The following is a 12,822-nucleotide window of genomic DNA, read 5'->3' on the forward strand; positions in this document are numbered from 1 at the left end:
GGAGGAAGCGGTGGCGACAGCGGGAGCATACCGCTCCTCGCCCCCGCCGCGCGCTCCCGCCCCCGTCAGCCCTTGGGGTTGGCCACCAAATCGAAGTCGGGGATGTGTTCACGCATGAACTCGCGCATGCGCTGGATGAGCGCCGCCTCGATTTGCCGCGCGCGCTCCCGGCTGACGCCGTACTTGTCGCCGATGTCCTGGAGGGTGAGCGGCTCGTCGGAGGTGAGGCGGTTCTCGAAGATGAAGCGCTCCTTGCCCTCCAGCGTCCGGGAGAACTCGGAGAGCTTCTCGCGGAAGAGGGCCTTGAGCTGCTCGGCGCCCAGCCGCTCGTCGGCGGGGATGGCGCCCGAGGGCAGGTAGCGGTCCGCGCGCGTGCCTCGCGAGCCCTCGTCGTCCCCACCCAGCGGCGCGTCGATGGACAGCTCGTCATGGCCGAGCCGCTGGTCCATCTCCACCACGTCCTGCTCGGTGACGTTGAGCCGCTCCGCCAGGAGCTTGGGGCTGGCCTCGAAGCCCTGGGCCACGAGCTTGTCCTGCTCCTGGCGCAGCTTGAAGAAGAGCTTCCGCTGGGCCTCGGTCGTCCCCAGCTTCACCATCTTCCAGTTGTCCATGATGTAGCGAAGGATGTACGCCCGAATCCACCAGGCCGCGTAGCTGCTCAGCTTCACGCCCCGCTCCGGGTCGTACTTCTTCACCGCCTGCATCAACCCGATGTTCCCCTCCTGGACCAAATCCAACAGGGAAAGCGGGTTGCGGTGGTACTCGTGGGCCAGCTTCACCACCAGTCGCAGGTTGGAGGCCACCAGCCGGTACGCGGTGCGCACATCGCCCGTGTCGCGGTAGTGACGCGACAGCTCCAGCTCCTCCTCGCGCGTCAGCAGGGGGTGGCGCTGCACCTCCGTCATGTAGGCCTGGAGGGGGTCCCGGTTGGAGAGCGCTGATTCGCTCGACTTGGCGAGGGCCCGGGAGGGCACGGGCCTGCTGGCCACCGCCACCTCGGGCTCCGCGTCAACCAGTTCGGCCTCGTCCGGCTCCAAGGAATCCGGGTCCGGCGCTGCCTGGGCGCTGGGGTCCTCCACCTCCGCCTCGACGACCTCCGTCTGGGCGGGCGCGCTGCCCGCCGCCCGCTTTGCCCGGGGCCGGGAAGTCGTTCCTTTGGTTCTTTTCCCTCCACTCGCCATGGGCGCTCCATACCCCAAAGTGCCGCGATTGTTGCCAGAGGGTAATGCAGGGGCTATGCCCCTGCTTGATGAGCGACATCCAAGAGCCCACCGAGCCGGGCACCCCGGCCACCGACGAAGCACCGACGCGTCCCGCCGAATACATCGCGGACATCGGCTTCGACGAAATGAACCTGTCCGAGCCCCTCCGCCGCGCGCTGGCGGAGCGCGGCTACACCCACCCCACCCCTGTCCAGGCCCGGGCGTTCCGGCCCGTGATGGAGGGCAAGGACCTGATTGTCCGCAGCAAGACTGGCACCGGCAAGACGGCCGCGTTCGGCCTGCCGTTGTTGGAGAAGATTCCCGCGGATGAGAAGCGCGTGCGCGCCCTCATCCTCTGCCCCACGCGCGAGTTGGCGATGCAGGTGGCGGACGAGCTGCGGTCCCTGGGCAAGAACAAGGGCGTGAAGGTGGCGGCCATCTACGGCGGCGCCTCCATGAAGCAGCAGGAGGACGCGTTCGAGGAGGGCACGCCCATCATCGTCGGCACGCCCGGCCGCGTGTTCGACCACATCAACCGGGGCAACCTGAAGCTGGACGGGTGCGACCACGCGGTGCTGGACGAAGCCGACGAGATGCTCAACCAGGGCTTCTACGAGGAAGTCACCCGCATCCTCGACCGTCTTCCGAAGGCGCGCCAGGTGCTGCTCTTCAGCGCCACCGTCCCCACGGACATCCAGAACCTCATCGCCCGGTACACGACGAACGCGGAGACGCTGCTGTTGTCCGGCGACGTCTTCACGGTGGAGCACATCCACCACGTCCGCTACGACGTGTCGGACGCCTTCCCCAAGCCGCGCAACCTCATCTACATCCTGGAGAAGGAGGAGCCGCCCAACGCCATCATCTTCTGCAACACGCGGGATGACACGGCGCTGGTGACGGCGGTGCTCAACCGCAACGGCTTCGACGCGGAGCTGCTCAACGGAGACCTGCCGCAGAAGGAGCGCGAGCGGGTGATGGGCAAGGTGAAGCGCGGCGAGGTGGCCTTCATGGTCGCCACGGACATCGCGGCGCGCGGCATCGACATCTCCGGCCTCGAGTACGTCATCAACTACTCGCTGCCCGAGGACCCGGCCGTGTACCTGCACCGCGTCGGCCGCACCGGCCGCATCGGAAACAAGGGCACCGCCATCAACCTCTTCTCCGGGCGCGAGCTGGCGACGTACACCGTGCTGGAGAAGAAGTACGGCATCAAGTTCGAGCGGCAGGAGATGCCCGCGCCCGAGGAGGCGATGCGCCTCTGGACGGAGCGCCACGTGCGCGAAATCCAGGAGGCCTCCGGCTCCTCCATCTTCGAGGGCTTCCTGCCCCTGGCCGCGCAGTTGAAGAACAAGCCGAACGCGGACGACCTGGTCGCCTTCCTGCTCAAGTACTTCTTCAGCCGCATGCGCATGGAGAAGGCCCAGCAGGCCCAGGAGACCGAGGGCCGCGAGCCCGCTCCCGCGCGCAAGACCGAGAGCCGGAGCGAGGGACGTGGACGCGGCGGTCGCGACGAAAAGCGCGAGCGCGGAGGTGAGCGTCGCGAGCGGAGTGGCGAGGACCGGCGTGAGCGGGGGGGCGAGAAGCCCATGGCCCGCCCGGAGCACCCGGACCGCGAGCGCCGTCCGCGTCGTGACGAGCCCCGTCGGGAGCGAGACGCGGGCGCCATCCGAGGCCCCGCGGCGCTGGAGGCGGGCCCTGGCGAGGTGAAGCTGTGGGTCAACCTGGGAACGGCGGACGGCCTGGGGCCGGGAAGCATCGCCACGGCCCTGGAAGACGCCGGCGCGCCGCTGGGGAAGATGGTTCGCGCGGAGCTGCGCCCCACCTTCGCATACGTGTTCGTCGCGGAGGACGACTCCCCGGGGTTCGAGGCGCTCAACGGCAAGCAGCACGGAGCCAAGACGCTGCGCGTGGAGAAGAGCAAGCCGCGCACCGAGCGCGAGCCCGGCACCCGTCCGCCCCCGTCTCCCGACGCGGGCCCCGGCGAGGTGAAGCTGTGGACCAACCTGGGCAGCGATGACGGCATGGACGAGGCGAAGCTGCCCGCCGCGCTGGAGGCCGCCGGTGCGCCCGCTGGCAAGGTGCTCAAGGCGCTGCTGCGTCCCACCTACGGCTACGCCTACGTGGCCGAGGCGGATGCGCCGGCCTTCGAGGCGCTCAACGGCAAGCTGCACGGCGACAAGCCGCTGAAGCTGGAGCGGCACCGTCCGCGCGGCTCGCGCGAGGAGCGTCGTCCCCGCCTGGAGTCGCTGCCGGACCTGCCGGGCCAGGTGCGCCTGTGGGTGGGCCTGGGCAGGCAGGACGGTCTGGATGAAGCGGGCGTCACCGCCGCGCTCGAGGCCGCTGGTGCTCCCGCTGGCAAGGTGGTGCGGATGGACCTGCGCCCGACCTACGCGTACGTCTTCGTCAACGACGAGGACGCCGCCGGGTTCGAGACCACGCACGGCAAGCAGCACGGTGAGCGCACGCTGAAGGTCGAGCGCGCTCGCAAGAAGTAGGTCAGGTGGTTCTCCCCGGGAGGCACGTGCTTCCCGGGGCCGCCGCGACGGCGCACTGACTCAGGTCAGGCGCCTGACTTCTCCGCGGCCTTCCTGCGCCGGGCCCGGTGGTAGTGGGCGGTGCACAGGCCCCGGGCCAGCACGGGCCGCTCGCAGGTTGGCTCGCCGCAGCGCACGGGCTCCGGCCGCTGGGACCTCGCCGCGAGGGGCCCCGCGCTGAACATCATCTCAGCGACTTCCAGCATCCGGTCCACGTCCTGGCGCGACAGCCGGCGGGCCCGGACGAAGCCCTCCAGCCGGTGGGCGCCCGCGTCGTCCACGTCATCCAGGCGGAGCAGCTCCCACAAGGGCAGCTCCAGCGCGACGGCCACCTGGAGGAGCGTCTCGTAGCTGGGGCCTCGCTCTCCGCGCTCCAGCAAGGACGCGAAGGACACGGAGATGCCACACCGGGCGGCGAAGTCCTCCTGGGTGAGGCCCCGGCGCTCTCGAAGCGCGCGAATCCGACGGGCCAGGCCCTGCAGGTGTCCGTTCACCGTGGAAGCATCCGCAGGGCCGGGAGACATGGCAGTTTCCTATGGTAGCGCACCCCTTCTGTTAAGGTCTTTCGCGCGGGGCGGGACCTCTTGGACCCACCGCAGTCACCAGGAGCACTGCGAAACATGAGCGCCGTCGAGGGTACCAACTACTTCTTCCGCAAGGCCGCGCGGATCATGGACGTGGGAACCCCCATCGAAACGCTGCTCGCCACGCCGCTGCGCGAGGTGAAGGTCCAGGTCTCCATCGAGATGGACTCCGGCGAGATTCGCACCTTCCTCGGGTACCGCATCCAGCATGACAACAGCCGGGGCCCCATGAAGGGCGGCCTGCGCTACCACCCGGGCCTGGACCAGGACGAGGCCGCGTCACTCGCCTCGCTGATGACGTGGAAGACGGCCGTGGTGAATGTGCCCTATGGCGGCGCCAAGGGCGGAATCGCGTGCGACCCGTCTCAGCTCAGCATCAAGGAGCTGGAGCGGCTGACGCGAAAGTTCGTCGACCAGATTCAGGACGTCATCGGCCCCACGCGAGACATCCCCGCGCCCGACGTCAACACCAATCCCCAGGTGATGGCGTGGATCATGGACCAGTACTCGCGCTACCACGGCCACTCGCCCGCCGTCGTCACGGGCAAGCCGCTGGAGCTGTACGGCTCCAAGGGCCGTGAGGCGGCCACCGGGCGGGGCCTGTTGTACGTGTGCCGCGAAATCCTCCGCGACTTGAACCTGCCGGTGAAGGGCACGCGCTTCGCGATTCAGGGCTTCGGCAACGTGGGCAGCCACACCGCGCAACTCCTGTGGGAGGACGGGGGCGTGGTGGTGGCCGTGTCGGACGTGCTGGGCGGCGTGCGCAACCCGCAGGGCCTGGACGTCCCTTCCCTCTTCGAGCACGTCAAGCGCACCGGCACGGTGACGGGCTTCGGCGGCGGCACGGCGTGCACCAACGAGGACGTGCTCGCGGCCGACTGCGAGGTGCTCATCCCCGCGGCGCTCGGCCACGTGCTCACCCGGGACAACGCGAACGCGGTGCGCGCGCGCCTCATCATCGAGGGCGCCAACGGCCCCACCCAGCCGGAGGCCGACGAGGTCTTCGAGAAGCGCGGCATCTTCGTGGTGCCGGACGTGCTCGCCAGCTCCGGCGGCGTCACGGTGAGCTACTTCGAGTGGGTGCAGAACCTCCAGCACCTGTCCTGGGAAGAGGACCGCGTCAACGCGGAGCTGGAGAAGACGATGAAGGAGGCCTACGAGCGCGTGGCGCAGATTGCCCGCTCGCGGAAGGTCTCCATGCGGACGGCGGCCTACATCCTGGCCATCGGCCGGGTGGGCAAGGCCACCGTGCTGCGCGGCATCTGACGCGCTCGGGCGTGCCCGTTCGGGGCGCGGCCAGGCAAGCCTGCCGCATCGCGGCAACCCGGGACGGCGGACACCCAGGTGCTGACTGTCCCTTCCGAACGGGGCGCGCTTCCGCTACACGCGCGCCCATGGTCACCCTCCAGGACATCCTCGCCGCGCGGGAGCGCCTGCGCGACGCCATCCGCCCCACGCCCTGCCCCGCCTCGGACTACTTCACCGAGCGGACGGAGTGCGCGGCGGTGTACTTCAAGATGGAGAACCTCCAGCGCACGGGCGCCTTCAAGGAGCGCGGCGCGCTCAACAAGCTGCTGACGCTGACGGCGGAGGAGCGGAAGCGCGGGGTCATCGCCGCGTCCGCCGGCAACCACGCGCAGGGCGTCGCCTACCACGCGCGTCGGCTGGGGGTGAAGGCGACCATCGTCATGCCGGAGCGCACGCCGCTCATCAAGGTGTCGCGCACGCGGGATGACTATGGCGCGCGCGTGGTGCTCAAGGGCGCCAACTACGACGAGGCCTACGCGGAGGCGCTGCGAATCCAGCAGGACGAGGGGCTCGTCTTCGTGCACCCGTTCAATGACCCGCATGTCATCGCGGGCCAGGGGACGCTGGGGCTGGAGCTCCTGGAGCAGTGGCCGGACGTGGAGGTGGTGCTGGTGCCCATTGGCGGAGGCGGGCTCATCTCCGGCGTGGCGTGCGCGCTGAAGGAGAGCAAGCCGGGCATCATCGTGGTGGGCGTGCAGACGTCCACCATCGACAGCATGAAGGCGTCCATCGAAGCGGGGAAGCTGGTGGAGCTGCCCGCGGCGGGGACCACCATCGCGGATGGCATCGCCGTGAAGAAGGTGGGGGAGCTCACCTTCCCCATGGTGCGCAGGTACGTGGACGCGGTGGTGTCGGTGGACGAGGAGGAAATCGCGGCCGCCATCCTCACGCTGCTGGAGCAGGAGAAGAGCGTGGTGGAGGGCGCGGGCGCGGTGGGCGTGGCGGCGGTGCTCAACGGCCACGTCCCGCAGGCGAAGGGCAAGCGCACCGCCATCATCCTGAGCGGCGGCAACATCGACATGAACGTCATCAGCCGCATCATCGAGCGCGGCCTGGTGAAGGCGGGCCGCCTGGTCCAGTTGGAGGTGCGGCTGCCGGACCGGCCCGGGATGCTCGCTCGGCTGACGTCGCGCATCGCCGACCTGAGGGCCAACGTGGTGGACCTCCACCACGAGCGCGCCTTCTCCAAGGCGGGGCTGGGCGAGGCCATGGTGGAGGTGACGCTGGAGACGACGGGCCCTGCCCACATCCGCGAGCTGGAAAAAGCCCTGGAGGAGCTTGGCTGGCAGGTGGCCCGCAAGTAGCGGGGGTCTTGCGCGCGAGCGGCGGGGCTCGGCCATACTGGGGGCATGCGTTCCCTGTTCGTCGCGCTCCTGCTCGCCGCCTCGCCGCAAACGCCTGCCCAGAAGGCGAAAGAGCTCTCCGGGCAGAAGTCCTGGGAGGAGCTGTACCTGGCCTTCTCCTCCGGCGACGCGAAGGCGGTCCCCGAGGAGCAGCGGGCCACGGTGTCCGGCGCGCTGGTGAAGGGCTGCCAGGCGCTGATGAAGGACGACTCGGTGATGGCGTACTCCATGGGTGAGCGCGCCGTCCTGTACGAGGAGTCCGCGCCGGCCCTGCGTTGCCTGGCGAGCGCCGCGCAGAAGACGGAGCAGCGCGCGGCGGCCGAGTCCGCGCTGGTGAAGGGCGTGACGCGCTTCCCGAAGGACGGGAGCTTCCCGCTGGAGCTCGGCAAGCTGCTGCTGGAGGAGCAGGACTTCGTGGGCGCGCAGGCGGCGCTGGAGAAGGTGCCTCCCCGCGCGAAGGAGTCCGCCGAGGCGAAGAAGCTGCTCCAGACCGCCCGCCAGCACACGCTTCAGGAAGACGCGGCCCGCTCCGAGGCCACGCGCATCTCCCGGCGCCTCGGAAACGCCTCCGCGCAGCCCGGGCAGACACGGCCCGCGAGCGCGATGGGTGGCGATGAAGCCGCGGTGGTGTCGCTCGAGACGCGACCGGGGATGAGCGTCCGGGCACCCAAGGTCGGCTTCGAGTCCGGGGTGAGCGCCAATGGCATGCGGGTGCGCTCCAACAGCCGGTTCGTCATCAGCTACTTCAACAATGATCGCGACTTCGGCCAGCGCGCTGACTACGAGGGGCACATCGTCGAGATACTCACCGAGGCCTACCACTTCACGCGAGGCGTGCTGGGCGAGGCGAGAGAGTCCGCCGTGTCCGTCAAGCTCTACTCCGCCCAGGAGTTCGGCTCGGTCTTCGGCGGGCGCGCGGCGAGGATGGTGGCCGGGCGGTATTCCGACAATGGCATCGCCATCAACAACGCCATGGAGCTGACGAAGCAGACCAAGGCCACGCTCGTCCACGAGTACGTCCATGCCACGGTCGCCGATATCTGCGGCGGGGGCGACGGGGACATGGTCTTCCTGCCCATCTGGTTCAACGAGGGCCTGGCCATGTTCGTGGAGTGGAAGTACCTGGACGTCCCGGGCCCGGACATGGAGATGGTGGATCAGATGCGGACGGTACTGGCTGACCCATCCTTCGGTGGGCTCATCAGCGTCCGGCAGATGATGGACGTCGCCCCGATGAACACCCCCAACGCGCCCATGGCGTATGCCATCTCCGGACTGGCGGTCCAGGAGCTGATGCGCCGGGAGGGCGCCCACCGCCTGCTGACCCTCACCCGGGATGTGTGCAAGCGGAAGGTGCGGTTCGAGGCGGCGCTGAAGACCCACTACGGAATGACCCTGGAAGAGCTCGACTCGGAAGTCGAGAAGGTCGTCCGGAAGAGGTAGCTGCCGGGCAAGCGCGGTCCATTTGGTTTACCCCTCCCCGGGAGTCTCCTACACTCGGAGCCCCCCCATTTGCGCTGCGACGGTAACCGGGCAGTCCGCCGTCCGCAGCAAGGTGACGGATGTCGGACACGCGCGCAGCAATGAGAGAATTTCGCTTCCTCGACGAGAAGCGGAAGCTGGGAAGCCTGTCTCCCGTGGAGGAGGCGCGCTGGGGTGAGCTGCGTGGTCTCCTCGGCGTTCAGGACACCCCTGCGTCCGACGCCTCCACCTGGCAACAGCCGGAGGCCGCCCCCCAGGGCTACTACGGCGCCGATGGCCAGTGGTACGCCTACCCCGCCGGCGATGAGCAGCAGCCGCAGGGCTACTACGGCGCCGACGGCCAGTGGTACGCCTACCCCGCCGGCTATGAGCAGCAGCAGCCCCAGGGTTACTACGGCGCCGATGGCCAGTGGTACGCCTACCCCGCCGGCTACGACCCGAACCAGGCCTACGACCCGAACCAGGCCTACGACCCGAACCAGGCCTATGCCCAGCAGCAGGGCTACGACCCGAATCAGGCCTATGCGCAGCAGGGCTATGATCCGAACCAGGCCTACGCGCAGCAAGGCTACGACCCGAACCAGGCCTACGCCCAGCAACAGGGCTATCCGCAGCAGGGCTACGACCCGAACCAGGCCTACGCGCAGCAGGGGTATGATCCGAATCAGGCCTATGCCCAGCAGCAGGGCTACGACCCGAACCAGGCCTACGCGCAGCAGCAGGGTTACGACCCGAACCAGGGCTGGCCCGCGGCGACTCCGGAGGCCCCGGCCGCCGACCCCGCGCAGCAGGCCTACTACGCGGGCTACGAGCAGCCGGCCCAGGAGCCCTATACGCCTCCGGCCCCGGAGCCGGAGAACCTGGCCCTCAGCTCGGACGACATCGACATCCCCGCGCTGAGCGAGCCCGCTCCGTGGATGGCTCCGAGCCCCACGCCCCCCGGTGGTGCCGCCCCGGTGGCCACGTCCGAATCCTCCTCGTTCGAGGACGTGCTGGAGGTCTCGGAAACGGATGTCTCCGGCACGGAAGCGTACGAAGACGCCTCGGCCCTCCAGGACGGAGCTTCGGCGTCGAGCTACCAGGAAGTCGACCAGGGAGCGGCGGCGGGGTTGAGCGCGGAAGAGGACTTCGGAGAGCTCGCCGAGCAGGTGGAGCCCGAGGCCGCGCGGCATGAGCCGGAGACTTCGCTCGAGTCGTCCTTCGCGGACCTCTCGCTGGAGGTCGAATCGGCCTCCGACGATTCATCGTCCACCGTGCTCGAAGCCCAGCCGTCCGAGGAAGCCACCCTCACGGCCTCCGAGTCCGAAGTGGAAGTCCCCTCTTCGGAAGTCGAACTGCTCGACGCGACGGCCGACAGCGAGCCGATGCTGGCCGAGGACCACGCCCCCACTTCGCTCGATGACGCCTGGGACTCCGCGCCGCTGGCCGTGGACCCGCTGGAGTCGTCCGCGACGGACCTCGCTGACGCGAATGACGTCATCGACGTCGGCGCGACGGAGAGCGCCGAGCCCATGTCGCTCGAAGCGAGCGATGTGACGGAGCTGTCTTCGAACGACGGTGCCGCGCTCGACACGGGCGCGGAACCGGACTTCACCGAGGCGGACGCCGGGACACTGAACGACGCGGCCTACGAGTCCTTCGAAGAGCCGAACGTGGGCGACTCCGCCTTCGCGGCCCAGGAGACTGGCACCGAAGGCTCCACGGCAGCCGAGCACCCCGGCTCCGTCGGCGCGGAAATCTCGCTCGATGCGTCCGACATGGTCGAGTCCACCTCGTCGGTGGAGTTCGCGGAGTCAGCGCCCGAGTCGCAGTTCGAGGAACTGGCGCTCGACGCGGCGGAGACGACCTCCAGTGGTTGGGACTCCGCGGCGTCGGCCGAGAGCGAGCATGGAGACTCGGACGTCTCCACGTCGCCCGCCGTCGAGGAGATCTCTCTCGACGCCGCCGATGTGAGCGTTGACGCCTCGTCCGAGGGTTTCCCCTCCGGCGAGTCGACGAACACCGAGGCACAGGTCTCCATGTTGGCGGGCACCGAGACCTCGGATGCAAGCGGCTGGACAGCGTCCGAGGAAGCGGGAGCCGCGTCGGAGCTGTCGGCTTCGGTCCTGGATACGGAGTCCGCTCCCGAGGGGAGCTCGAGCGAGGAACCGTTCGAGGACGCAGCGGTTCACGGTGAGCCGCCCACCTTCGAGGTGGGGGACCTGGGCGTGGAGGCGGAGGCCACGTCTTCGGCGGAGTCGCCTTTCAACACGGATGCCGTGCCTTCGCTGGAGCTGCGCTCCGTGCAGGTCGGGCCTGATCTCCAGGCGGACACGATTGAGGTCGCTACCCACGGGTCGTCATCCTTCGCGGCGACGTCGCTCCGTGAGTCGGTTTCGGATGGATTCGACCTGAGCGGCAGTCCCGAGGAGGCCGTACCGCTCGCGACCGCGGGTGACTTCCTGGAGCATGGGCAGTACTCGGCCTCGAATGAGCGGGGCCTGGACCTTCCAGCCGACACCTCGGATGGAGAGTGGGCCGCGCAGTCGGGTGAGTTGGAGCCCCTCGCGAGCAGCGCGGGCCTCGCTTCGGAGCAGGCCGCGCCCAACGAGCCGCAGTCCGACTGGGGTTCCACGGAGGCGGCCTCGACGGAGGGCACCTCGGAGTGGAACGAGACGGCCACCGAATCTCCCGCGCCGAGCGCGGAGGTCATCGAGCTTCAGTCCGAGTGGGCCGCTGCCTCCACCGACGAGGCCACGCAAGGCAACGACGGAGCAGAGTGGGCAGCGACGACGGAGCAAGCGCCCGAGACCGCCCAGGCGGAGTGGTCGACGGCCGAGCCGCGGTCCGAGTGGGCCGCGGAGTCCACCGCTGAGCCGCAGCCCGAGTGGGCCGCCACCGAGGAACTCCCCGCTGACGCCGCGCAGGGCGAATGGTCCGCGTCCACGGCTGACACCACCACCACGGCGCAGCCCGAGTGGGCTGCTACCGAAGAGCTTCCTGCGGACGCTGTCCAAGCGGAGTGGGCCGCTACGAGCGAAGTAGCCACTGCCCAGCCCGAATGGTCCGCCAGCGCCGAGGAACTCCCCGCCGACGCCGTCCAAGCCGAGTGGTCGACGGGCGAAGCAGCCCCCGCCACCGCGCAGCCCGAGTGGGCCGCCGCCGAAGAACTCCCTGCTGACGCTGTCCAGGCAGAGTGGTCGACGGGCGAAGCAGCCCCCGCGCAACCCGAATGGGCGACGACGGAAGAGGCTGCTCCGGAAGCCGTCCAGACCGAATGGTCGGCGGCATCCACGAGTGACGAAGCCACCGCTGCTCAGCCTGAATGGGCCGCGATGGAGGAGCTGGCACCGGACGCAGTCCAAACTGAGTGGGCCACGGAGTCCACGGCCAACGCCCCGCAGCCCGAGTGGGCCACGTCGACGAGTGACGCGGTCGCCACCGCGCAGCCCGAGTGGGCCGACACCGAGGAACTCCCCGCTGACGCCGTCCAGGCTGAATGGGCGACGACGGAGACTCCCGGCGAGCCGGCCGCCACTACGGCGCAGCCCGAGTGGACCGCGACCGAGGAACTGCCCGCCGACGCAGTCCAGAGCGAGTGGTCCGCGTCGACGACTGACACCGCCGCCACGGCGCAGCCCGAGTGGGCCGCTACCGAGGAGCTTCCGGCCGACGCAGTCCAGAGCGAATGGTCCGCGTCCACGGCTGACACCGCCGCCACTGCACAGTCTGAGTGGGCCGCCACCGAAGAGCTTCCGGCCGACGCAGTCCAGAGCGAATGGTCCGCGTCCACGGCTGACACCGCTGCCACCGCGCAGCCTGAGTGGGCCGCCACCGAGGAACTCCCCGCTGACGCCGTCCAGGCCGAGTGGTCGACGAGCGAAGCCGCCACCGCCACCGCGCAGCCCGACTGGGCGACGACGGAAGAGGTTGCGCCCGAAGCTGTCCAGGCCGAGTGGTCCGCGTCTACCGCTGACACCACCACCGCGGCACAGCCCGAGTGGTCCGCCACCGAAGAGCTTCCCGCCGACGCCGTCCAGGCCGAGTGGTCGACGAGCGAAGCCGCTCCCGTCACCGCACAGCCCGAATGGGCCGCCGAAGAGCTCCCCGCCGACGCCGTCCAGGCCGAGTGGTCGACGGGCGAAGCCGCTCCCGCCACCGCACAGCCCGAATGGGCCGCCGAAGAGCTCCCCGCCGACGCCGTCCAGGCCGAGTGGTCAACGGGCGAAGCCGCCCCCGCCACCGCGCAGCCCGAATGGGCCGCCGAAGAGCTTCCCGCCGACGCCGTCCAGGCCGAGTGGTCGACGGGCGAAGCCGCTCCCGTCACCGCACAGCCCGAGTGGTCGACGACGGAAGAGGTTGCTCCCGAAGCCGGCCAGGCCGAGTG

The 12,822-nt window shown here is 69.6% G+C and carries 7 protein-coding genes; 5 read left to right on the plus strand and 2 right to left on the minus strand.

Going from position 1 to position 12,822, the window contains the following annotated elements:
• Positions 1-65 precede the first annotated feature (65 nt).
• A complete protein-coding gene (locus tag G4D83_RS15400; RefSeq protein WP_163865487.1) occupies positions 66-1,181 on the minus strand; it encodes an RNA polymerase factor sigma-32 in 1,116 nt (371 codons plus the stop codon).
• A gap of 68 nt (positions 1,182-1,249) precedes the next feature.
• Here G4D83_RS15400 and G4D83_RS15405 point away from each other — a divergent pair, with 68 nt between their 5' ends.
• Positions 1,250-3,700 (plus strand): DEAD/DEAH box helicase, encoded by a 2,451-nt coding sequence (locus G4D83_RS15405; protein WP_163865488.1) that lies wholly within the window; start codon positions 1,250-1,252, stop codon positions 3,698-3,700.
• A 65-nt stretch (positions 3,701-3,765) separates the two neighbouring features.
• Here the strand turns inward: G4D83_RS15405 and G4D83_RS15410 are convergent, their stop codons facing one another.
• The gene (locus G4D83_RS15410; RefSeq protein WP_163865489.1) at positions 3,766-4,263 is read right to left on the minus strand and encodes a helix-turn-helix domain-containing protein; all 498 of its coding nucleotides are present in this window, start codon (positions 4,261-4,263) and stop codon (positions 3,766-3,768) included.
• Between the two features lie 96 nt (positions 4,264-4,359).
• Here G4D83_RS15410 and G4D83_RS15415 point away from each other — a divergent pair, with 96 nt between their 5' ends.
• The 4 genes from G4D83_RS15415 to G4D83_RS46825 all read left to right on the plus strand — a co-directional run.
• Positions 4,360-5,589 carry a Glu/Leu/Phe/Val family dehydrogenase gene (locus tag G4D83_RS15415; RefSeq protein WP_163865490.1) on the plus strand — a complete coding sequence of 410 codons (1,230 nt, stop codon included), beginning with the start codon at positions 4,360-4,362 and terminating at the stop codon, positions 5,587-5,589.
• A gap of 11 nt (positions 5,590-5,600) precedes the next feature.
• On the plus strand, positions 5,601-6,935 hold the full coding sequence (ilvA, locus tag G4D83_RS15420; RefSeq protein ID WP_275902373.1) for a threonine ammonia-lyase: 1,335 nt from the start codon (positions 5,601-5,603) through the stop codon (positions 6,933-6,935).
• 45 nt (positions 6,936-6,980) lie between these two features.
• Positions 6,981-8,417 carry a peptidase MA family metallohydrolase gene (locus G4D83_RS15425; RefSeq protein ID WP_163865492.1) on the plus strand — a complete coding sequence of 479 codons (1,437 nt, stop codon included), beginning with the start codon at positions 6,981-6,983 and terminating at the stop codon, positions 8,415-8,417.
• 140 nt (positions 8,418-8,557) lie between these two features.
• Positions 8,558-12,822, plus strand: a 4,265-nt coding sequence (locus tag G4D83_RS46825) for a DNA polymerase III subunit gamma/tau domain-containing protein (RefSeq protein ID WP_476703751.1), incomplete at its 3' end; no start/stop codon positions are given.

It is taken from the genome of Myxococcus eversor (assembly GCF_010894455.1).
Classification (GTDB): domain Bacteria; phylum Myxococcota; class Myxococcia; order Myxococcales; family Myxococcaceae; genus Myxococcus; species Myxococcus eversor.

Excerpts from the sequence above, each read along its gene's own strand:
- G4D83_RS15425 (WP_163865492.1), top strand. The coding sequence starts at position 6,981 with ATGCGTTCCCTGTTCGTCGCGCTCCTGCTCGCCGCCTCGCCGCAAACG.
- G4D83_RS15415 (WP_163865490.1), top strand. The coding sequence starts at position 4,360 with ATGAGCGCCGTCGAGGGTACCAACTACTTCTTCCGCAAGGCCGCGCGG.
- G4D83_RS15400 (WP_163865487.1), bottom strand. The coding sequence starts at position 1,181 with ATGGCGAGTGGAGGGAAAAGAACCAAAGGAACGACTTCCCGGCCCCGG.
- G4D83_RS15410 (WP_163865489.1), bottom strand. The coding sequence starts at position 4,263 with ATGTCTCCCGGCCCTGCGGATGCTTCCACGGTGAACGGACACCTGCAG.
- G4D83_RS15405 (WP_163865488.1), top strand. The coding sequence starts at position 1,250 with ATGAGCGACATCCAAGAGCCCACCGAGCCGGGCACCCCGGCCACCGAC.